General features: G+C 68.4%; 16 protein-coding genes and 1 tRNA gene. 3 read left to right on the top strand and 14 right to left on the bottom strand.

Annotated elements, in window-relative coordinates; all coding sequences use genetic code 11:
• Nucleotides 1–80: 80 nt before the first annotated feature.
• The 14 genes from VXJ25_RS04440 to VXJ25_RS04375 all read right to left on the bottom strand — a co-directional run bounded on the left by VXJ25_RS04440 (nt 81) and on the right by VXJ25_RS04375 (nt 18327).
• Nucleotides 81–845, bottom strand: a complete 765-nt coding sequence (locus VXJ25_RS04440; RefSeq protein ID WP_330958007.1) for a TIGR03936 family radical SAM-associated protein — start codon at nt 843–845, stop codon at nt 81–83.
• Nucleotides 842–2713 carry a TIGR03960 family B12-binding radical SAM protein gene (locus VXJ25_RS04435; RefSeq protein WP_330958006.1) on the bottom strand — a complete coding sequence of 624 codons (1872 nt, stop codon included), beginning with the start codon at nt 2711–2713 and terminating at the stop codon, nt 842–844. The genes VXJ25_RS04440 and VXJ25_RS04435 overlap by 4 nt, the downstream gene beginning before the upstream one ends.
• Complete coding sequence (locus VXJ25_RS04430) at nt 2710–3699, bottom strand: hypothetical protein (protein ID WP_330958005.1); 990 nt, start codon at nt 3697–3699, stop codon at nt 2710–2712. Before VXJ25_RS04430 ends, VXJ25_RS04435 begins: the two co-directional genes overlap by 4 nt.
• 87 nt (nt 3700–3786) lie before the next feature.
• The gene (locus VXJ25_RS04425) at nt 3787–4968 is read right to left on the bottom strand and encodes an FtsW/RodA/SpoVE family cell cycle protein (protein WP_407941910.1); all 1182 of its coding nucleotides are present in this window, start codon (nt 4966–4968) and stop codon (nt 3787–3789) included.
• A gap of 57 nt (nt 4969–5025) precedes the next feature.
• Nucleotides 5026–7068 carry a penicillin-binding protein 2 gene (mrdA, locus tag VXJ25_RS04420; RefSeq protein WP_330958003.1) on the bottom strand — a complete coding sequence of 681 codons (2043 nt, stop codon included), beginning with the start codon at nt 7066–7068 and terminating at the stop codon, nt 5026–5028.
• Between the two features lie 4 nt (nt 7069–7072).
• On the bottom strand, nt 7073–7621 hold the full coding sequence (mreD, locus tag VXJ25_RS04415) for a rod shape-determining protein MreD (protein WP_330958002.1): 549 nt from the start codon (nt 7619–7621) through the stop codon (nt 7073–7075).
• 9 nt (nt 7622–7630) lie between these two features.
• A complete protein-coding gene (gene mreC / locus VXJ25_RS04410) occupies nt 7631–8701 on the bottom strand; it encodes a rod shape-determining protein MreC (RefSeq protein ID WP_330958001.1) in 1071 nt (356 codons plus the stop codon).
• Nucleotides 8702–8716: 15 nt separating this feature from the next.
• The gene (mreB, locus tag VXJ25_RS04405; protein ID WP_330958000.1) at nt 8717–9760 is read right to left on the bottom strand and encodes a rod shape-determining protein; all 1044 of its coding nucleotides are present in this window, start codon (nt 9758–9760) and stop codon (nt 8717–8719) included.
• A gap of 49 nt (nt 9761–9809) precedes the next feature.
• Nucleotides 9810–11135 (bottom strand): tetratricopeptide repeat protein, encoded by a 1326-nt coding sequence (locus VXJ25_RS04400; RefSeq protein ID WP_330957999.1) that lies wholly within the window; start codon nt 11133–11135, stop codon nt 9810–9812.
• A gap of 25 nt (nt 11136–11160) precedes the next feature.
• Nucleotides 11161–11709, bottom strand: a complete 549-nt coding sequence (locus VXJ25_RS04395; RefSeq protein WP_330957998.1) for a peptidylprolyl isomerase — start codon at nt 11707–11709, stop codon at nt 11161–11163.
• Between the two features lie 112 nt (nt 11710–11821).
• Entirely contained in the window at nt 11822–12790 is a 969-nt protein-coding gene (locus VXJ25_RS04390; protein WP_330957997.1) for a zinc ribbon domain-containing protein, read from the bottom strand.
• 119 nt (nt 12791–12909) lie between these two features.
• Nucleotides 12910–15585 carry an aconitate hydratase AcnA gene (gene acnA, locus VXJ25_RS04385; protein ID WP_330957996.1) on the bottom strand — a complete coding sequence of 892 codons (2676 nt, stop codon included), beginning with the start codon at nt 15583–15585 and terminating at the stop codon, nt 12910–12912.
• Nucleotides 15582–17996, bottom strand: a complete 2415-nt coding sequence (locus VXJ25_RS04380; RefSeq protein WP_330957995.1) for an HAD-IC family P-type ATPase — start codon at nt 17994–17996, stop codon at nt 15582–15584. Before VXJ25_RS04380 ends, acnA begins: the two co-directional genes overlap by 4 nt.
• A 254-nt stretch (nt 17997–18250) precedes the next feature.
• Nucleotides 18251–18327, bottom strand: a tRNA-Arg gene (locus VXJ25_RS04375).
• Between the two features lie 136 nt (nt 18328–18463).
• Here VXJ25_RS04375 and aroF point away from each other — a divergent pair.
• Genes aroF through aroB form a run of 3 tightly spaced genes read left to right on the top strand, consistent with a single transcriptional unit; the run spans nt 18464 to nt 21500 of the window.
• Entirely contained in the window at nt 18464–19483 is a 1020-nt protein-coding gene (gene aroF, locus VXJ25_RS04370; RefSeq protein ID WP_330957994.1) for a 3-deoxy-7-phosphoheptulonate synthase, read from the top strand.
• Between the two features lie 2 nt (nt 19484–19485).
• On the top strand, nt 19486–20400 hold the full coding sequence (locus tag VXJ25_RS04365; protein WP_330957993.1) for a prephenate dehydrogenase: 915 nt from the start codon (nt 19486–19488) through the stop codon (nt 20398–20400).
• Nucleotides 20397–21500, top strand: a complete 1104-nt coding sequence (gene aroB / locus VXJ25_RS04360) for a 3-dehydroquinate synthase (protein ID WP_330957992.1) — start codon at nt 20397–20399, stop codon at nt 21498–21500. The genes VXJ25_RS04365 and aroB overlap by 4 nt, the downstream gene beginning before the upstream one ends.
• Nucleotides 21501–21504 lie beyond the last annotated feature (4 nt).

Genomic DNA, 21504 nt, shown 5'->3' with positions numbered 1-21504 from the left:
ACGTGCGTATAGCGAGTAGTCAACAAAAATCCCCGTGGCCGTGGTGTAGGAGACCGTAGCTGGGCACACGGGGCACGTTTCTACTGTTCGGTATGCGCAGACCCAGAATAGCCCTGCTCGCCCTCCCCGAAGGTCATCTCGAGCGGCTCCACAAGACGCCCATCTTCCGTCGCGTGCCACTGGCCGAGCCTCGTGACGCGCGCATAGTCGAGCCGCGCGCCCAGGAGCGGCTCCTCCCCCATCGCCTTGTCGAAGAGGACGGCCGGCCTCAGGGAGGCCTCGTTGGTCGAGCGCGTCATGAGGTCGACGCGAAGCCCGTCGGGGGCCTCATCCACCGCGATCGAGACGAGGGTCTCCGTGAGGTCGACGCGCTTCGTCTTCTCGCCCCGCCGGTACTCCAGGGCGCCCCTGTCCCTCATGCGGGCGACCGCGCGCTCGAGGTCGCCCGCGTCGAGGCCCTCTCCCATGAGGTCGCAGGACCAGCGCGAGATCGTGGCCCAGGCCTCGAGCGCGGGCACCTTGCGCGGCAGGTAGGCCACGGCCTCGGGGGCGAGGCCTGCGGGGGTGGCGGCCCCGAGCGCCTCAAGCGCGAGGGCCGGCTCCACCCTCCTCGTGAGCATGAGGTCGAAGTACTCCGCCTGGGAGGAGGCCCCCACGGGCAGCGCCTGCGAGAACTGCACCCTCATGCGCCGCGCGAACCCGTTGCCCACAGAGAAGGGCAGCCCGGAGCGCCTCACGCTGCGCATGATCGTGTTCATCACCTCGAGGTGCCCGAGGAACGCCAGCCTCCCGTCCTTGCGGTAGCGCACCCGCAGCCTCCAGAGCACGAGCCCGTCATCGGTCACGATCGATCACCCGCCAGGTCGTTGTGGACCGACAGGGTCGGGCAGACGCCGCAGCCGACGCAGCTCGCCCTGGTGCAGTCCTCGGTGGTCACGCCGCGCGCGGCCCTTCTCCACTCCCGCTCGAGGAAGCCCCTCGAGACGCCGGGGGACGTGTGCTCCCAGGGCAGCCTGAGCGAGTGGTCGAAGGACTCCGAGGCGGTCTCGGCGAGGTCCACGCCCACGTTCCGCGCCGCCTCGCACCAGCGCTCGTAGGAGAACTGGTCGGACCAGGCGTCGAAGCGGCAGCCCAGCCGCCACGCCTCCATCACGAGGTCGAAGCCGCGCCGCCCCATCTTGGAGAGGGCGGCCTCCACCTGGGAGGTGCGCGCGTCGTGGTAGGAGATCCTCACCGCGCGGTCCGGCGTCGAGTGGAGAAGTAGCTGCTGGCGCCTGACGACCTCGTCGAGCGGAAGCTGCCCGACCCACTGGAAGGGCGTGTGCGCCTTGGGCACGAAGACGGCGACGGAGATGCTGACCGAGACGCCCGCACGCCGCCCGAGCACCTCCCGGCCGATGCCGCAGACGCGCTCGGCGCACTCGGATATCTTGATGATGTCCTCGTCCGTCTCCGTCGGCAGGCCCATCATGAAGTAGAGCTTCATGCGACGCCAGCCGGCGGAGAAGGCGTTGCGCGCCGCCTGCTCGATGTCTCGCTCGGTCACGTTCTTGTTGATCACGTCGCGCAGGCGCTGCGAGCCCGCCTCGGGAGCGAAGGTGAGGCCGGCCTTGCGCGACGCGCCGACGGCGGCCGCCATCTCCACGCCGAAGGAGTCCATGCGCTGCGAGGGGATCGAGACCCTGACGCCCGTGCCCGCAAGGTCCCGGTCGAGCTCCTGGAGCATCTCGCGGCACTGCGAGTGGTCGGTCGTCGAGAGCGATGAGAGAGAGCACTCGTCGAAGCCCGTCCGCTCGAGGCCCCTCTCGCAGGCATCGACCACCTGGTCGGCCGGACGCTCGCGCACGGGGCGGTAGGTCATGCCCGCCTGGCAGAAGCGACACCCGCGGGCGCAGCCCCGAAGGACCTCCACGGCAAGCCGGTCCTGGATGAGGCCCATGTAGGGCACGATCCTCTGATAGCTGGGGTCGGTGGCGGAGAGGTCCTGCAGGGTCCTCTTGAGCACCCGCCCAGGCGCGCCCGTACCCTCCTTGGGCCGCGCGTAGCCCCAGCGCGTCGACCCCTCGTCAACGACGACCTCGTAGAGCGAGGGCACGTAGACGCCCTGCACGCGCGCGAGGTCGAGAAGGACCTGCTCCCTCGAGTCGCCGCGGTCGCGGCCCCGACGCACGCAGTCGACCATCTCCACGATGGCCTCCTCGCCGTCGCCCAGCAGGATCGCGTCGAAGGCGGGCGCCACCGGCTCGCAGTTCCATACCGAGGGGCCGCCGCCGAACACGAAGGGGTCGTCCTCCGCGCGCTCCTCCGCCCTGACGGGAATCCCCGCGAGGTCGAGCGCCTCGACCACGTTGGTGCAGGCCATCTCGTGGGCGAGCGTGAACCCCACGACGTCGAAGCTCGCGAGGGGCGCCGAGCTCTCCAGGGCGAGCAGCGGTATCCCCTCCTCGCGCATGAGGTCCGCCATGTCCACCCAGGGCAGGTAGGCGCGCTCGCAGGAGACGCCCTCCTGGCGGTTCAGCACGTCGTAGAGGATGGCTATGGCGAGGTTGGGCTGGCCGACCTCGTACACGTCGGGGTAGACCATGCATACGTGGAAGGGACCGTCCTGCTCCTCGGTGGCGCCCCACTCGTGGTCCAGGTAGCGGGCGGGCTTGTCGACGCGCGTGAGCAACGGCTCGATCCTGTGAAAGAGGTCCTCTCTCGCCGCCCTCATTTCTCGCCTCGCTCGTAGGTAACGTAGTCGGAGCCATCCTCGCGGCCCGGTAGCGCCCGTCTGGCACCGCTCGCGCCGGCCTCCGCGGCCTTCGTGCGCGCCCCGGCCGCCTCGGCCGCCCTGAGCGCGACCTCGCGGGCTGCCGCGGCCGCAGACTCGGCGAGGCCTCCCACGCCGCCCTCCGAGAGCTCGGAGGCGACAAGGCCCGTGAGCGCCGTGCCGCCGTAGGCGACCGCGGCCCTCACGAGGAACGCGAGCGGCCCCGCTCCCCTGCAGGCCACGCGCGCGACCCCGCGGTAGGCAAAGGCCGCCGCGACGACGCCCGCGAGCCCGGCCGCGGTGAGCGCATCCTGGGTGCGGCCCCTGGCGGCCGCGACGTCGAGCGCGAGCTTGGCCTGGTTGGAGGCCATAATCGGAAGGTCCGCGCCGCGCACGAGGTCGACCGCACCAACCACGGCGTTCTCCAGGGCGCAGCGGTTGGTGAGGCGGGCCACCTCGGCGTCGCGGCAGAAGGGGAAGTTCGCCGCGGCGCAGATCGGGTCCGAGACGTTGTCGAGCAGCCAGTCCGCGAGCTTCTCGAGAAGGGCCGGCGCTTCGGAGGCGGCTACGAGCGAGGCATAGGGCGCGAGCGCCTCCGGCAGCTCGAGCCCCGGCGCGTCGAGGGACGACTCGGCGACGACGCAGACCGGGATGCCCGAGGAGGCGTAGGCCCGCACGGCCTCGTCCTCCCCCGCCTCCGCGGGCCCCACGCAGACGAGCGCGAGGTCCGCCTGGGCGAGCTCGGTCCCGACGGCGAGCCTCGCCACACGGACCTGGGCGCCCTCCTGCTCGGGGAGGAGGCTGTCGCGCACCGCGCGCGCCAGCCAGGCGGGCGCGTCGTCCGCCACAAGAACGGAGACGGAGAGGTCGCCGGAGACGCTGCCCTGTGCCTTCAGGGCGCTGCTGACGAGCTCGGCCACGCGACCGAAGGAGACGTTTCTTGCCATCGCACACCTCGCAATGAAAGAGGATGACCCGAGTCCACTACTCTAGCGCAACGGCCGCGAGAGGCGCCACCGGGCGCGCGCCGCCGCCTAGCCGGCCTTCGTACGGTACCTCCAGACCGACTGGATGAGCCCCATCGAGGCAAGCTGCGAGATCATCGACGACGAGCCGAAGCTCACGAACGGCAGGGGGATGCCCGTGATGGGCATGATGCCGATGCACATCCCCACGTTCTGCAGGACCTGGAAGCCCCACATCGCCACGACGCCCACGAGCACGAGCCTCCCGAAGACGTTGTCGAGCCGCATCGCGAGGCCGATGGTGGAGAAGAGCATGCAGGCGAAGAGGAGCAGCAGGACGAGGGCGCCCACGAAGCCGAACTCCTCGGAGAGCAACGCGAACACGAAGTCGGTGTGCGCCTCTGGCAAGAAGCCGCTCCCCGCCTGGCTCGCGTTGCCGACCCCCTTGCCGAGAAGGCCCCCCGAGCCGACGGCTATCTTGGCCTGCTGCAGGTTGTAACCGTCGCCCGTCGGGTCCACCGAGGGGTCCATGAAGACCACGAGGCGGTTTATCTGGTACTGCTTCAGCACGTGCGGAAGGCCGTCCGTCATCGACGTCACTACGACCAGGGCGGCGCCCACCACGATCAGCGCTATCGTGACGAGCACCCAGCTCCTCTTCGCCCCGCCGCAGATGATGATAGCGGCCCCCGTCACGAGGACGATCAGGCCCGTGCCGAGGTCGGGCTGGGTGAGGATCAGCAGGAACGGTACGAGCAGGGCGCCGCAGAGCTTGAGGTAGTCGGCGAGCGTGTCGATCCTGCCGTTGTACTCGGAGGTAAGCGAGGCCATGAGCAGGATGGTCACCGGCTTCGCTATCTCCGAGGGCTGGAACCTGAGCCCGATGACGGGCAGAGAGACCCAGCCCGTCATGCCGAGCGCGCTGTATCCGAGGCCCGGGATGGAGGGCATCAGCATCAGCGCCACGTCGAGCACGAAGAGCGCCCTGGTCATGCCAGCGAACTGCCGGTAGTCGTAGCGCCAGACGAGCGCGGCGACGACGAGGCCCATCGCGACGCCCAGGACGTGGCGCGGGAAGGACGCCTCGCTGATGGTGAGCGACGCGGACCAGATGACCACGGCGCCGAACGCCACGACGAGCAGGTTGGGGACGAGCTCCGCGAGGTAGAGGCCGCCGAGCCGCCCGCGCCTCTGGAGCCTGGTGCCCTGCGTGCCGAACCTGGTGAGCGCGGACTCGAGCGCCGACGCGATCGAGCCGAGGGCCGACCCGAGGTCCCTCACGGCCGAGTTGTCTGCCACTCCTGCCTCCTAGTCGCCCGACGTGATGCCCGCCATGACCTGGAGCTCGTCGTCGGGGGCGTTGTATATGGCGCCGAGGACGTCCCTGACCACGTACATGGCGGAGTACCCGCCCCAGGTCGCGTTCTCGAGCGCGCTCGCAATTACGTACTTGGGGTCGTCCGCGGGGGCGTACACCACGAACCAGCCGGTCGGCTGGTGCCCGCTCCTCTCTGCGGTGCCCGACTTGCCCGCGACGGAGACGGGCAGGCCCGCGAAGTGCTTGGTCTGGTACTCCGACTCCTCGGTGATGACGCCGACGAGGCCTCCCTCTACGAGCTTGCGGTAGGCCTCGCTCTCCTCGCAGCTCCTGAGGACGCTGGGCTTGTACTCCATCACAGAGCCCGTACCGGTCTGCGACTTGACGCACTTGAGGACGTGGGGCGTCCACACGTCTCCCCCGTTGGCGATCGAGGCGTAGACGCACGCCATCTGCAGCGGCGTGACGAGCAGGTCGCCCTGGCCGATGGAGAGGTTGACGTAGTCGCCGCCCTTCCACTGGCGGTCCTCCTCCGGGAACGAGCTGTAGTAGTCGTACTTCCAGGCAGCGTCAGGCACGCGGCCCGCGCTCTCCCCCGGCAGGTCGATCCCCTCCAGCGAGCCGAGCCCGTATTCGCGGAACTTCTCCTGCATGCCGTCGTTATTGGAGGAGGCGAGGTAGTAGCCCTTGCCGATCTCGTAGAAGACGACGTCGCAGGAGTAGGTGATGCCCGTCTGGAGGGTCATCGTGCCGTGCCCCGTCTTCTGCCAGCACCACTTGCCCGACGCCTGCCCCAGGCCGGTCCACCAGCCCGCGCAGTAGTAGGTGGAGGACGGCGTCGCGATCCCGTCGTCGAGCGCGGCGAAGGTCGTCAGGGGCTTGATGGTCGAGCCGGCGGGGTAGGTGCCCGATATCGCACGGTTGACCAGCGGGTAGTCGTTCTCCTCCGACCCGAGGCTCTCCCAGTCGTCGTTGGAGATCCCGCCCACGAAGATGTTGGGCGAGAAGTTCGGGCGGCTCGCCATCGCGAGCACCTCCCCGTTGGTCGCGTCCAGGACCACGACGGAGCCGGACTTGCACTCGGCGCTCACCGAGCTCCGGAGCGCCTTGATCACGGAGTCGAGGGCGGCCTCCGCGGCCTTCTGGAGGTTCGCGTCGAGCGTGAGCACGACGTCGGAGCCGCTCCTGGGCGCGACCGTGGAGGAGTAGTCGAGGACGTTGCCCTTCGCGTCGACGTATACCACCTGCTCGCCCCGCACGCCCTGCAGCACGCTCTCGTACTGGTACTCCACACCCGACTGGCCGACCGTGTCTCCCGTCTGGTACTTGATCGCGCCCTCGTCCTCGTTCTCCTGCGAGGCCTTGAGCTGCTCGGTCGTGACCGTACCGGTGTAGCCCACCACGTGGGAGGCGAGGCTTCCGAGCGGGTAGTAGCGCACCGTCCGCTCCTCGACCGAGACGCCCTGGAAGAGGTCGGGGTGCTCGCCGATGTAGGCGACGACGCGCCGCGAGACGTCGCGCGCCACCGTCCTCGAGGCCTGGGCGCCCTGGGTCTGGTCCTCGATGCTGCGCTTGACAGCCATGTAGGGCATGCCGATGAGGTTGCCCAGCAGCTGCAGCTCCACGTCGTCGTTCGCCACGTCCGGGTCCGCCACCACCGTGAGGCTGGGACGGTTGGACACGATCTCCACGCCGTTGCGATCGAGGATGCGACCACGCGGCGCCGAGAGCGATATGGTCCTCGTGCGGTTGGACTCCGCCTGGCTCGTGTACTCGTCGCCCGAGAGGAGCTGCATCGACCAGATTCTGCCGATAAGGACGACGAAGACCCCGGCGATGACGCCGGCGAGGCCCACGAGACGCCCCTTGATGCTGGAGCCGCCGGACCCGTCCGTACCGCCGGCAGCCTTCGGCGCGGCCCCGCCGATGTCGAAGGTGAAGCGCGCGTCGCCCTTGCTGTGGAAGACGAAGGCGAGCACGCCCGCCACGACGAGGCAGACGACCACGACGACGAGGAGGACCCTGAGCGCCATCACGCTAGAGTCCCTTTACGCTGTAGTGGGACCCGCGGCGCGGCCGAGCGCTCACGCCGCCGGCCGCGTCCTTCGTGAAGTGGTGGTTGAAGGGTAGGTACGCCACGAACGTCAGGGCATAGGAGGGAAGCGTCCTCAGCACGACGACGTCGAAGAGCGAACCGGCCTGGCCCATGGCGAGCATCGCAAGGTGGTAGACGAAGATCACGACGAGCGACGATATGGCGAAGCTCGAGAGGCATGCCGCCGCGCCGTCCGAGAAGCGGTTGCGCTCCTCGAGGCCCAACACGTAGGAGGTCAGCGTCAGGAGCAGCGCCACTAGCCCGACGGGGCCTGTCGTGGAGAGGTCGAAGACGAGCCCGGCGAAGAAGCTGTAGACGACCCCCCTGCGGCCGCCGACGAGCAGCGAAATGCAGAACGCGAAGATCACCGCGAAGTTGAACCGCCCCGACCCGAAGGCGAGGTTTGGGGCGAGGGCCAGCTGCAGGACGAAGCAGAGGGCGGCCAGCGCGACGTTGCCGTACCTGCTCCTGTTGGCGTCCTTCTTCTGCATTGTCCCCCCCTATCCCTGGTCCGAGGTGCCCGAGGCCGTCGTGGACGTGCCCTTCGTGGAGCCGTCCGCCGCGGAGCCGTCCGAGGCGCCCTTCGACGTGGCGGTCGTTGCGGACGAGGAAGTAGAGCCTGCCGTCGAGGAGCCCTGCTTCGTGCTCGTGCCCGACTCTTGGGCGTCCGCGTCCGCGATGTCGCCCGCCGTGGCCTGCTGGTCGCTCGAGAGCGACGTAATGACGAGCACCTCCTCCAGGTTCTCGGGGTTCGCGAAGAGCTTGACCTCGATCGTGTAGTAGAGGGCGCCTGCCGCCTTGGAGACGCTCGTCACCTCTCCGACCGGAAGCCCCTTGGGGAAGACGCCGCCGAGGCCGCTTGTCACGACCGTGTCGCCGACGTTCACCGTCTGGTCGAGCCTGATGAGGGAGAGCCTGACCGTCCCGTCGGGTGAGCCTTCGATCATGCCCTGGGCTCGGCTGGACTGGACCATGGCCGAGATGGACGAGTTCTCGTCGCTCAGGAGCCGGACGGTAGAGGAGGTCGGCGAGCACTCCGAGATCTGGCCGACGGCACCGTTGGCGTCGACGACGCACATGCCGACCGCCAGCCCCGCCGTCGAGCCCTTGTCGATCGTGACGGTGTCGCTCCAGGAGTCCGCTGAGGACCCTATGACAGAGGCTGCGACCGACGTGAGGTTGTAGCTGCTCTGTACGTTCAGGAGCTGCTCGAGCCTGCTCGCGGTCTGCTGGGCCTCCTCCAGCTCAGCGTTCTTCGACTTGAGGCTGGCGTTCTCCGCCTCGAGGTCGGAGAGCGTCCGCTCGTCGGCCGTCAGGTTGTGAAAGACGTTCGCCATCCCGTTGAACGGCAGGCTCGTGACCGCGCCGACGTAGCGAACGGGCGTCGTCACAACACCGAAGACGCTCCTCACGCCCGTGAAAAAGCCCGAGCCCGCCTCCTGGCTGCTGAGCGTGAACATGAAGAGCGACACCACAACGAGCAGCACGGTCGTGAGACCGGCTCCGCTGTTCGTCTCGGCCCTCCTGAAGCCGCTGGTGCTGCGGGGCTTCGAGCCCCCCATCCTAGGCATAGGCGACCCTCTGTCCTACAGGCCCGCGCTCTGGACGAAGCCACCCGAGAGGGCGTTGGCCTCAAGGACCTTCGCGCAGCCGTTGACGACGTTCTCGAGGGCTGTGGGGCTCACGTTGACGGGCACGCCCGTCTCGTCCCTCAGTCTCTGGTCGAGCCCGCGGAGGAGCCCACCGCCGCCGGTCAGGAGGATGCCGTAGTACATGAGGTCGCTCGCGAGGTCGGGCGGAGTCGCGTCGAGCGCGTCGCGCACCGTCTTGGTGACCTCGTCCAGCGGCTTGTCGAGCGCCCGGCGTATCTCCTCGCTCTCGATGCGGACGGTCTTGGGCATGCCGCTCATGACGTCGCGACCGTTCACCTCGACGTCAAGCTCCTCGGCGAGGGGAGCCGCCGAACCGACCTTGATCTTGATGTCCTCGGCGGTGCGCTCGCCGATGGCGAGGTTGTAGACGTCACGGACGTGCTCGAGAATCGTCTGGTCGAACTCGTCGCCCGCGGTCCGTAGCGACTTCGAGACGACGATGCCACCCATGGCGATGACGGCGACCTCGGTCGTGCCACCGCCGATGTCGACGACCATGGATCCGGTCGGGTCCTCGATGGGCAGGTCCGCGCCGATGGCGGCGGCCATGGGTTCCTCGATGAGGTAGGCCTGGCGCGCGCCTGCCTGGATGGTCGCCTCGAAGACCGCGCGCTTCTCGACCGAGGTGACGCCCGAGGGCACGCAGATGACGACGCGGGGGCGCGGCGACCAGGGGTAGCGGTGCGGCCGCGCCTTCTCGATGAAGTAGCGGAGCATGACCTCGGTCACGTCGAAGTCCGCTATGACGCCATCCTTGAGCGGGCGCTCCGCGATGATCGAGCCAGGCGTCCGGCCGATCATGCGCTTGGCGTCGGCACCGACCGCGAGCACGCGGTCCTCGTTCTTGTCGATCGCCACGACCGACGGCTCGTTGAGCACGATGCCCTGCCCCCTGGCGGAGACGAGCGTGTTTGCCGTACCGAGGTCGATCGCGAGGTCTCCCCCGTACTCGCTGAACACTGTGTCGAAAAACGCCATTGCTCCCTATCCTTACCGCGGGACCTGCCCCGAGAAAGAGCTGCTACGACTAGTTGGAAGAGACGGTCCCCGTGGTGGTGGAGCTGCCGTCCTGGGAGGCGAAGTTGGGCGTGACGCTCTCGACCTTCCAGCCGGCGCCGTCACGGGTCAGCTCGACGGTGTACGACTGCGTCCCGCCCTGGGAGAGCGTGGCGGTCACCATCACGGTGGAGCTCTTCATGGAGCGGTTCACGCCGTTGATCGTGAGCGTCGCGTTCATGGGCAGGATCGCCTCTATCTGGCTCGCGTCCGCCTCGGAGACGTCGGCGGCAATGTAGGCCCCGACGTCACCACGGTCGGACTTCGCGGCGAAGAGCTCCTGGACGACGGTCTCCTGCGTGGGCAGGCCGAAGCCACGCCAGTACGCGAGGCCGCAGATGCCGCCGCCGACGATCACGATGATGATCAGCACGGCGAGGACCTTGCGGCCGCGATGGCGCTTCTTGCGCTCGCTCTTGCGGCGCTTGCGGTCGTCCTCCATGAGCTGCTCCTCCGTGACGGAGAAGAAGCCGGTGTCCTCGGGGGACGGCATGAGGTTGCCCGTGGTCTCGCCGGTCGGGTCGAGCGGATCGAAGGAGACGGGGCCGTAGCCGGCGGCCGCGAGGAAGTTGTCCGTGTCGGAGGGCCTGTTGGCGCCCTTCGCGGCGACTGCGTTGCGCGCGGCGTCGAAGGATGCCTGCGCCTCGGGCGCGAGCACGTAGGTCCCGTCCGCCGTAGCGTGCGTGAACGCATCCACCGCCTCGCTCATGCGGTTGGCCGCGACGTAGGCGAGCGCCAGCTCGCAGTAGATCGCGTTCTGATTCTGGACCATCGTGGAGAAGTCGAGCGCAGTGCGATACGACTCGATTGCGTCCGTCGGGCGCCCGAGCTCCATGAAGCAGTCGCCGAGCTTCCGCAAGGCCTCGCAGGGGTCTGGGTTGCTCTCGTCGATCGCGGCGTTGCGGTACGCGATGCCCGCGCTGCGGACGTCGCCCAGGGCGGCATAGGCCGCTCCGAGGGCGAGGTAGGCCTTGTAGGGGGTCTTGTAGCTGGCGTCCTGGGTCGCCGCGGACAGGCTGTTGACCGCCTCGTCCAGGCGGCCGGCAGCGATGAGGGCGCGCCCGCGGTTGGTGCTGAGCGCCCCCTTCTTGCCGTAGGAGTCATCTGCAAGCGCGTCGGCGTAGGCTGCGGCCGCGTCCTCGAAGCGGTGCAGCTTCATCAGGGCGTTGCCACGGAGGTGGTCCGCGCGGCCGGAGGCCTCCCCCGCCGACTTGGCCTGGGCGAGCTGCATGGCGGCCAGACTCCAGTTGCCCTTCTGGTAGGCGGCGACCCCCGCCTCAAACATCTGCTGATTCAACCTGTCCTCCTATGTGAGCCGACGCCTAGGCCTCTCGGTGCTCGATCCTGATAGACCTGATGAGGTCACCGGCCCTGAGCTGGCCGATGACGTCTCTGCCCGCGACCGTCTGGCCGAACACCGTGTAGCCGGAGTCAAGGGAGTGCTGGGGCCCCAGGCAGAGGTAGAACTGGGAGCCCGCGGAGTCGGGGTTCTGGGAACGAGCCATAGCGAGGGCACCGTCGTCGTGGCGGTTCCTCGGGTTGGTCGTGAACTCCTGGCGGATGCGGTACCCGGGGCCGCCCGTACCGGGATAGCCGTCCGGACCCCTGCGGCCCGCGACCACGTCCTCCGCGGACATGTCGCGCGTGTTGGGGTCGCCGCCCTGGATGACGAAGCCGGGCACGTAGCGATGGAACTTGAGTCCGTCGTAGAAGCCGGACAGCGCCAGCTCGCAGAAGTTCGCCACGTGAATCGGGGCGCCCTCCCCGTCGAGGGCGACCTCCACCACGCCCTTGGACGTGTCTATGACTGCGACCTCGTCGCCCTTGACCTCGTACTCCGGCGTGTAGAGGGGCTCTCCGAACAGACCCATGCCAATCCTTTCGCATCAAGCGCGCACACCTTGCGCTGTGCGCCATTTTATCAGCCTGCCCAACCGTTCACACATTGAGCAGACGCGGCTATCAACTATACACGGCGCCGCGCTACTGCTGCCGCACGGGCTTGGCCGCCTCGTACCCCTCGTCGAAGAGTGACTTCCACGTCTCGGAGCCGCTGCCGCTGGAGTTCGAGCCGAGGTAGCCCGTGACCTCCTGGGCGGCGTCGGAGGGCGCGGACGCCGACGCTACGGCATCCCATGCACGCGTGATCGCATCCGCCCGATTCCTGAGGTAGCTTCCGAGCTGGGTCAGAGTCCCATACTCGTCGGAATAGGGCGAGTCGCTCATGTCATACCCGGAGAGCTCAGAGATCTTGTTCGAGAGCTCGATCGAGATGGCCTGTGCGTCAGCCGCACCCTGCTCCGCAGACCCGTCGGCACCCCCGACAAGCTCCTTCAAGGTCGACTCGTTGCCGTCCAGCCTCTGGGAGAGCGATCCGAGACTCTCCCAGAAGCCCGCAAGCTCGTCGTAGTACGCGTCCCCGGATGCGCTCTCGGATGTGTCCGCGCCCTGCTTGCTCTTGTCCTGGCCGGTGAGGGTCTCCAGCACTCCGGGGAAGCCCGCCCAGGAGGTGTCCCTGTCCACCATTGCGTGCGTGATGCGGGAGTTAGGGTTCCAGGGCCTCGTGACGAGCAGGAACCCCCCGCCGACGACGACGAGCGCCGCGGCCGCCGCCACGACGGCCACCCTCAGGTGCGGCATGTGCTCGAGTCGCGAGGCGGCGCTGTACCCGTCGGTCGGCTGGTCCGGAATCACGCTCTCGGGGGTGACCGCCCGTGGCGCCACGCCGCGCTCCTTGGTGCTCCGGGCGAGCGTCAGCTCCACGTCCTCGTCCGCGAGCGGAAAACCGCAGCACGGACAGACCGTCTCACCAGGTGGGACCTGAGCTCCGCAGTTCTTGCAGAAGATGTCTCGCTTCTCCTCGGCATGACGGCTGACGGTTATGCTCGCGTGGCAAGCCGGGCACACCTTTGCGCCCTGCGGCAGCTGCGTGCCGCAGACTGGACATTTCAAGGATTGCCTCCGTGGTACGAGTGTGGTTCGTTGCTGGCTTCGTTTCGCTTGCGGTCCGCGCGACAGCGCCCGGCGTGCGTGGGCTTGAAATCGTACGCCTCCGCCGTCGCGTTTGGCGGCTACGCGAGGAGAATGTTGAGAACGTACGGCAATATTCCACCCGCGGCCAAGAAGCGCCCCTCCATGGGCGTGTCCACGCGCACGACGCAGTCGAAGTCTACCGCCGACCCATCGTCGCGCACGGCCCGCACACGGACCTCGCGTTTCGCGGGCAGCCCACCGGTGAGGTCCACCTCCTCGATCGTGTAGGCCTCCGTCCCGTCGAGGCCGAGGGACTCGGCGCCCTGGCCGTCCTCGAACTGCAGGGGCAGCACGCCCATCTGGACTAGGTTCGACCGATGGATCCTCTCGAAGCTCTCGGCGATGACGGCGCGCACGCCGAGCAGTGCCGGTCCCTTGCCGGCCCAGTCGCGGCTCGAGCCCGATCCGTAGAGCTTGCCCGCCACGACCACCAGTGGCACGTCCTTCTCGCGGTAGTCCATTGCGGCGTCGTAGATGGAGGTCAGCTCCCCCGTCGTGAGGTCGCGCGTCCAGCCGCCGACCCTGCCCTGGGCGAGCTTGTTCTCGAACTTCACGTTGGCGAAGGTGCCCCTCATCATGACCTCGTGGTTGCCCCTCCGGCTCCCGTAGGTGTTGAAGTCCTCCGGGCGCGTGCCGTGCTCGGTCAGGTAGCGCGCCGCGGGCGAGTCCTTCGCGATCGACCCCGCCGGGGAGATGTGGTCCGTGGTCACGAAGTCGCCCGCGAGGACGAGGGCGCGAGCGTCCGCTATGGAGATGCGCTCCTGCTTCCTCGCGAGCTCGAAGTATGGTGCCTTGCGCACGTAGGTGGAGTTCGGATCCCACGGGAAGGTCTCGGAGCCCTCCGCTTCGATCCTCCTCCAGGCCTCGGAGCCCTCGAGAAGCCCCTCCGCACCGTCCCGATACAGCTCGGGCGCAAGGACGCCCTCGAGCGCGGCAGCGATCTCCGCGTCAGTCGGCATGAGCTCGCTCAGCATGACGGGAGTCCCGTCGCTTCCGTACCCGACCGGCTCGTGGGCGAGGTCCACGTCCATGGTGCCCACCAGGGAGTACGCAACGACGAGCGCCGGCTGGCAGAGGAAGTTCTGCGAGACGTCGGGCGATATGCGGCCGTCGAAGTTCCGGTTGCCGGAGAGCACGCTCGTGAGCTCCGCACAATCAGCGACTGCCTTGAGCGCCGGCGCGATCTCTCCGGAGTTCCCGATGCACGACATGCACCCGAACCCGCAGGTGTAGAACCCGAGCCGGAAGAGCGGCTCCGTGAGGTGCGCCCTCTCGAGGAGCAGCTCGGTGGCGTGGCTTCCGGGTGCGAGGATCTTCTTCACCCAGGGCTTGGGGGCGAGCCCGCGCTCCACGGCCTTCCTGGCGAGGATGCCCGCACCCACCATCATGGCAGGGTCGGTCGCCGTCGTGCAGCTCGTAATGGCCGCGATGGCGAGCGCGCCGTGACCGAGCTCGTAGGTCTCCCCTCCCAGCTCCACCTCGAAGGACTCCGAGAAGTCGCGCTCACGCGCGGCGGCCGCAGTGCGGAGCCGCTCCTTGAGGCCGGCCGGCGTCACACGGTTATGCGGCCTGGACGGACCCGCGAGGCTCCATTCGACGTCCGAGAGGTCCAGCTCCACGACGCGGGAGTACGCCCTCCCCTCGGACTGGCCCCAGATGCCCTGGCGCCTGAGGTAGGCCTCCGCAAAGGCGACCTCGCCCTCGTCACGGCCGGTCAGTCGCAGGAACGAGGTGGTGCTCTCGTCGACCGGGAAGAGGGTCGCGGTCGCCCCGTATTCGGGCGTCATGTTTGAGACGCAGGCGCGCTGCGTAGGCGTGAGGCTGGAGACGCCCGGTCCTGACACCTCGACGAGGCACCCGACTACGCCCTCCTGGCGCAGGAGCTGCGCCACCGTCAGCGCGAGGTCCATCCCGGAGACCCCGTCGCGCAGCCGTCCGGTGAGCCTGAGCCCGACGACGGGCGGAACCAGCATCGTGATGGGCTGTCCCAAGGCCGCCGCCTCCGCCTCTATGCCTCCGACGCCCCAGCCGAGGACGCCAAGGCCGTTGGCGGTCGGCGTGTGGGAGTCCGTCCCGACGAGCGTGTCGAAGCACGCGACCTCGGCTCCCTCGGACATGGCGTCGAGCGTGACGACCTTGGCGAATCGCTCGATGTTGAGCTGGTGGCAGATGCCGCCCCCGGGAGGGACGATCTCGACGTTCTGGAAGGACTTCGAGGCCCATTTCAGGAAGGCGAAGCGCTCGCGGTTGCGCCTCGCCTCGAGCTCCTCGTTCCTCTCGCGCGCCCCCGCCTCGCCAGCGCAGTCGGCGATGACCGAGTGGTCGACGACCAGGGTGCACGGGATGTGGGGGTTTACGAGGGACGGATCCCCACCACGCTCGGCCATGGCGTCGCGCATGGCGGCGAAGTCCACGAAGACGGGAACCCCGGTGAAGTCCTGGAAGAGCACGCGCGCGGGCATGAACTCGATCTCCTCGCCCTGCTCGCCCGCGGTGCCGGCGCTCACGACCCGCCAAGCCGCCTCGACCGCCCCCTCGTCCGTGGAGGCGCGACGCACCACGTTCTCGAGGAGGACCACGAGCGCCCGCGGCAACCTGTCCGCGCCGGGGATCCGAGAGACGTCGTACATCGTGCGCTTGATGCCGCCTTCGGCGAGCTCCACGGGCTTGCGGGCTGCCCTGACGGCGTCCTCGAAGGTCTTGTCATACGTCATGAGAAATCCTCCAGCTTCCGGGCGATGCGCATCAGCACGCCGTCCTCGCCCTCGCCCATGTTGTCGTACAGGATATTGAACGTGACGATCGAGCCCACCCCCATGGCAGCCAGATATAACCCCATGGTAACGGTCGGACGCGCGATCATGAAAAGGTCCGGGAAGAGCACGCACCCGCCGAAGAAGATGACGACGACCATGACGGCGAGCAGCGCGCGGTAGGCGTCCATCGGCTGCGAGATCTTGACGATGAGCGCGAGGCCCACGAGACCCGTGAGGGCCATGCAGAGCGTTGAGGTCTCCTCAAATCCGAACACCCCGAGCCACCTCAGCAGCAGCGTGACCGCCACCACGAGCACGATGGTCGCCGACGCCGGGAGGGAGCGCCTGAGGACGTTGTGCAGGAAGGCCCCCTTGACCCGCTCGTGGTTTGGCTCCAGGGCCAGCGCGAAGGAGGGGAAGCCGATCACCGCGGCCGAGACCAGCGTCATCTGGATGGGGATGAAGGGATAGGGGGCGAGGAAGAGGCAGACGAGGGCGAGGAGCGCCGAGAAGACCGTCTTCACGAGGAAGAGCGACGCCGAGCGCTGCAGGTTGTTGATGGAGCGCCTCCCCTCGGCGACTACCTGCGGCAGGTGGGAGAAGTCGTCGTCTACCAGCACAATCTCGGCGATGTTGCGACTCGCTGCCGAGCCTGAGGCCATCGCTATCGAGCAGTCCGCCCTCCTGAGCGCGAGGACGTCGTTGACGCCGTCGCCCGTCATGGCGACCGTATGCCCCTGCTCCTGGAGCGCCGTGACGAGCGAGCGCTTCTGCTGGGGCGTGACGCGGCCGAAGACGTTGCAGGTCCTCGCCGCCCGCCGGACGTCCTCCATCGTGCGGAGCTCGCTCGCGTCCTGCGACCGCTCCGCCCCCTCGATCCCGGCGCGCGCGGCTATCGCGGAGACCGTTGCGGGATCGTCGCCCGAGATGACCTTGAGGCTCACGCCCTGGCGCTTGAAGTACTCTATTGTGCTCGCCGCAGTGGGGCGCATCTCGTCTCGCAGGCACACGAACCCGAGGACCTCGGGCTCGCCGAGGATCTCTCCAGACCCTCCGAAGCCCGACACCTCGCAGACGCAGATGACGCGCTCGTTGGGATCCAGCGCGTGGAGGGACGCCGCGTAGCCCTCGTAGCCCCTGCCGAGGACGAACTGGGCGGCGCCCATCACGAAGGCGCGACCGCGCTCGGTCACGCAGCCCGAGTACTTCCTCTCGGAGCTGAAGGGGACGACGCGTACCGAGGCGTCCGCCTCGACCCCCTTGCCGCTGAGGTAGGAGTCGATGGCCACGGCCGTCTGGTTCGCGTCCGCGCGATTGGCCGCGCACACCGTCGCCGCCGCACCCTCGAGCGGGCCCAGGCCGGCGCCTTCGCACGGACGCAGGTCGCTGCCGAGCTCGCGCGCCACCTCCATGCGCCCGCTCGTGATGGTGCCCGTCTTGTCGAGGCAGAGCATGTCGACCCTTGCGAGCGCCTCCACGCAGTAGCTCTGCTGCACGAGCACCTCGTGGCGTGCGAGCCGGGTCGTCGCGATCGCGAACACGGAGGACGTGAGCAGCACGAGGCCCTGCGGCACCATGCCCAGCACGGCCGCCACCGTCGAGAGGATCGCACCGTTCACGCCCACCTGGCCCTGCAGGTACGTGCGCAGGAAGAGGGCCACCCCGAGCGGGACGAGCGCGTAGGTCGCCAGCCTGATGACGAGCCTGAGCGAGCTCAGGATCTCCGACTCGACCTCCTTCGCCGCACGCGCCTCGGCGTTGATCTTGGCCGCGAAGCCGTCCATGCCGACCTCCGACACACGCGCGCGCACGGCGCCGGTGGCAACGTAGCTCCCCGAGAGGAGGCGGTCGCCCGGTCGCTTCTGCACGAGCCGGCTCTCGCCCGTGAGAAGGCCCTCGTCGACCTCCGGCGACCCTTCCACGACGACGGAGTCGGCGGGTATCTGGTCTCCGTGCCTCAGGATGACGAGGTCGTCGAGGACGAGTTCCTCGACGCCGACCTCCGACTCCCGCCCGTCCCTCACGACGCGAACCTTGTCGGCCGTCAGGATGGAGAGCTTGTCCACCATGCGCTTGGCACGCAGCTCCTGGGTAACGCCTATCAGGAAGTTGGCGACGACGAGCGGCATGAAGGTGATGTTCTCGTAGGACCCCGTGAGCGCCACCAGTGCGGCGAGGGCCAGGACGACCCCGTTGAAGAGGGTGAACAGGTGCTTGGAGACGATCTGCCCCACCGACGCCGTCTTGACGTCGGTGTTCGCGTTGACCTCGCCCGCCGCACGCCTGCGCTCCACCTCCTCCGAGGTGAGCCCGCGGGTCCCAAGGGAGCCTTCGCCGGCGCCCGCGCCCTTGGTTCGCCCGTCTGCCAAAGCGCCCACCCCCTACCAAGCGTCGTCCCAGCCACGAAAGAAGACAGGCACCCATTGTAGGCAAGGCGCCCGACCGCTGATTACGACAGGGAGACCATTTGTTACAAGCCATAGGCCTGGATGGCTGTGGACACCTACCATCTCTGGCACAAGCCCCACGCGGAGTCGCGAGAGGAGCCAGCGCGCCTCCGTCCAAATGGGACCATGCCCGTGACATACGTTGGAAAAGAAGCTGGAGTATAAGGGAAAAGAAATGGTGATCCCGGTGGGGCTCGAACCCACGACCTTTCGCTCCGGAGGCGAACGCTCTAATCCGCTGAGCTACGGGACCACTTAGCAAGCACGGCACTGCCGGCAACTCCGAGAGGAGAGTATATCGCTCTTCTCGCGGATTTGTAGTATGACATACCAACTATCCATCAACCCGGCGACGCGCGCCGTCCGCCGAGGGAGGCCATCTAAGACACATGATCGCAGTCATCAAGCAGAGCGCAACGAAGGACCAGCTCGACGGCCTCGTCGACTGGATCGAGGGCCGTGGGTTCAAGACCAACGTCTCCCAGGGCGACAACGAGACGATCGTGGGCATCATCGGCGACACGACCCAGATCGACCCCTTCCTCCTCGAGTCTATGGACATCGTCGAGCGCGTGCAGCGCGTCACGGAGCCCTTCAAGAAGGCAAACCGCAAGTTCCACCCCGAGGACACCGTCGTCGACTGCGGTCACGGCGTCTCCATCGGCGGCGGCAGCTTCCAGGTCATCGCAGGGCCCTGCTCCGTAGAGGGCGAGAACCTCCTCCGGATTGCGCGGGCCGTCAAGGCCGCCGGCGCCACCATGCTGCGCGGCGGCGCCTACAAGCCCCGGACGAGCCCCTACTCCTACCAGGGCATGGGCCCTCATGGGCTCGACCTGCTCATGGAGGCGGGCGGAGAGCTCGACATGCCCGTCGTCACGGAGGTCATGGACCCGCGCGACGTCGCCCTGTTCGTCGACAAGGGCGTCGACGTCATGCAGATCGGAGCCCGCAACTCTCAAAACTTCGCACTGCTCAGGGAGGTCGGAAAGACCCGGGTGCCGGTGCTGCTCAAGCGCGGCTTCGCGATGACCATCGACGAGCTCCTCATGGCGGCCGAGTACGTGATGAGCGAGGGCAACCCCAACGTCATCCTCTGCGAGCGCGGAATCCGCACCTTCGAGACGCGCACCAGGAACACGTTCGACGTCAACGCCATCCCCGTCCTGCATCACCTCTCCCACCTGCCCGTCGTCGGGGACCCGAGCCACGCGACCGGCTACACCCGCTACGTGCGCCCGATTGCCTACGCCGCCTGCGCCGCCGGCGCCGACGGCCTCGAAATCGAGGTCCACGACCGGCCGAGCGAGGCGTGGTCTGACGGTGCCCAGGCCCTGACGCCCGCCCAGTTCGCCGACGCGATGAGGCGCCTCGCCCTCATCCGCGAGGCCGCCTGCGCGGAGACGGAGTAGCTATGGCAGAGGAGACAAACGCCCGCGTCCTCGCCTCTGGGCCCACCATCCCAGAGAACCCCGCATTCGTGCCCGGGCGCGTGGGCATCGTGGGGCTAGGCCTCATGGGAGGCTCCTTCGCCCGCGCCCTCCACCAGGGAGGCCGCGAGGTGTACGCCTGGAACCGGACGCGCCAGACGCTCGAGCTTGCCATGATCGACACCGTCGACGGCGAGCTCACCGACGAGGCGATACCCACCTGCGAGCTCGTCATCCTGTGCGGCTACCCCGCAGTGAGCATCGAGTGGCTCGAGAAGATGGCGGACCTGATCTCCCCGGGTGCCATCGTCATCGACACGGTCGGCGTCAAGCGCGTCATCTGCGAGAGATGCTTCGCCATCGCCGAGGGGCGTCCCTGGTACTTCGTGGGCTGCCATCCCATGGCGGGGACGCAGTACTCGGGCTACGCGCACTCGCGCGCGAACATGTTCCACAAGGCGCCCATGGTGATGGTGCCGCCACCGGGCCTCGACGACCTGACCCGCCTCGACCTTCTCGACCGCGTCGAGCGACTGCTTTCGCCCGTGGGCTTCGGCCAGTACACCGTGACCACGGCGGAGCTGCACGACGAGGTGATCGCCTTCACCTCCCAGCTCGCCCACGTGGTCTCCAACGCCTACGTCAAGAGCCCCTCCGCGAAGGTGCACAAGGGCTTCTCGGCCGGTTCCTACCGCGACCTCACGCGCGTCGCGCGCCTCAACGCCCCCATGTGGACGGAGCTCTTCCTCGATGACGCCGACAACCTCTCGCGGGAGATCGGCATCCTCATCGACAACCTGCAACAGTACAAGGACGCGATCGACGCCCGCGACGCGAACGCCCTGGAGGCGCTCCTGCGCGAGGGCGACCGCCGCAAGAGGGAGGTCGAGGGACGATGAGCACGCGCAAGGATACGGTCGTACCCGTGAGGACGCCCTCTCGGTCCTATGAGGTCCACGTAGGGCGCGGGATGCTCGACGAGGTGGGCCGGCTCGTGCGCGAGTCGGCGGGAGGCGAGGTGGCTGCCGTCGTCACGGACTCCAACGTAGGGCCGCTCTACGCCGAGAGGGCGCTCTCCTCCCTCGCGGCCGCGGGCTACAGGACCGCGCTCGTGAGCTTCCCGGCGGGAGAGCGGAGCAAGCGGCTCTCCACGCTCGGGGACGTCCTCGAGAGCCTCGCCGAGGAGGGGCTCGGCCGCGACGATGTGGTTGTCGCCCTCGGCGGCGGCGTCTGCGGCGATATGGCGGGCCTCGCGGCCGCCCTCTACCAGCGCGGCTGCAAGGTCGCGCAGGTGCCGACCTCCCTTCTCGCCATGGTCGACTCCTCGGTCGGCGGCAAGACGGCCGTGGACCTCGAGGCGGGCAAGAACCTCGCAGGCGCCTTCCTACAGCCCTCGGTCGTCGTCGCAGACGTGGACTGCCTCGACACCCTCTCGCCCGAGCTGCTCCGAGACTCCTGCGGCGAGGTCATCAAGCACGGCGTCATCGCGGACGAGTCGCTCTTCGAGGAGGTGGGGCGCCGCCCGCTCTCCTCGGCCGGCTACCCCAAAGACGAGCTCGTCCGCGTCGTCGCGCGCAACGTCGAGATCAAGCGCGACGTCGTCGTGGCGGACGAGCGCGAGCACGGGCTCAGGCAGACCCTTAACTTCGGCCACACGATCGGCCACGCCATCGAGGCCGCGAGCGAATTCAGGCTGGGACACGGCACCTGCGTCGCGGCCGGCATGTGCTGCATGTCGAGGGCCGCGGCGGCGAAGGGCTGGTGCTCTCAGCAGACGGCGCGCGCGGTCGAGAGGGTCGTCGCCGCGCACGGGCTCCCCCTCGACACCGACCTCGACCACGACCTGATCATGCACTTCGCCACCCACGACAAGAAGCGGCACGGCGACTCCGTGAACGTCGTCGTCCCCAGGCGCATCGGCTCGGTCGAGATCCGCAAGACCTCCCTCGGGGAGCTTCGCGAGCTCGTCGACCTCGGCTGCGGCACCTGCCCACTCTAGTTGG

The sequence above is a fragment of the Olsenella absiana genome (assembly GCF_036408855.1).
Classification (GTDB): domain Bacteria; phylum Actinomycetota; class Coriobacteriia; order Coriobacteriales; family Atopobiaceae; genus Olsenella_K; species Olsenella_K absiana.
The sequence above is the reverse complement of the archived record's forward strand: the minus strand, read 5'-3'. Positions and strand labels throughout refer to the sequence as shown.

What these genes read in the sequence shown, in the direction of transcription:
- VXJ25_RS04365 (WP_330957993.1), top strand. Translation starts at nt 19,486, where the DNA reads ATGGCAGAGGAGACAAACGCCCGCGTCCTCGCCTCTGGGCCCACCATC.
- aroB (WP_330957992.1), top strand. Translation starts at nt 20,397, where the DNA reads ATGAGCACGCGCAAGGATACGGTCGTACCCGTGAGGACGCCCTCTCGG.
- VXJ25_RS04435 (WP_330958006.1), bottom strand. Translation starts at nt 2,713, where the DNA reads ATGAGGGCGGCGAGAGAGGACCTCTTTCACAGGATCGAGCCGTTGCTC.
- aroF (WP_330957994.1), top strand. Translation starts at nt 18,464, where the DNA reads ATGATCGCAGTCATCAAGCAGAGCGCAACGAAGGACCAGCTCGACGGC.
- VXJ25_RS04395 (WP_330957998.1), bottom strand. Translation starts at nt 11,709, where the DNA reads ATGGGTCTGTTCGGAGAGCCCCTCTACACGCCGGAGTACGAGGTCAAG.
- acnA (WP_330957996.1), bottom strand. Translation starts at nt 15,585, where the DNA reads ATGACGTATGACAAGACCTTCGAGGACGCCGTCAGGGCAGCCCGCAAG.
- mreD (WP_330958002.1), bottom strand. Translation starts at nt 7,621, where the DNA reads ATGCAGAAGAAGGACGCCAACAGGAGCAGGTACGGCAACGTCGCGCTG.
- VXJ25_RS04430 (WP_330958005.1), bottom strand. Translation starts at nt 3,699, where the DNA reads ATGGCAAGAAACGTCTCCTTCGGTCGCGTGGCCGAGCTCGTCAGCAGC.
- mreC (WP_330958001.1), bottom strand. Translation starts at nt 8,701, where the DNA reads ATGCCTAGGATGGGGGGCTCGAAGCCCCGCAGCACCAGCGGCTTCAGG.
- mrdA (WP_330958003.1), bottom strand. Translation starts at nt 7,068, where the DNA reads ATGGCGCTCAGGGTCCTCCTCGTCGTCGTGGTCGTCTGCCTCGTCGTG.
- mreB (WP_330958000.1), bottom strand. Translation starts at nt 9,760, where the DNA reads ATGGCGTTTTTCGACACAGTGTTCAGCGAGTACGGGGGAGACCTCGCG.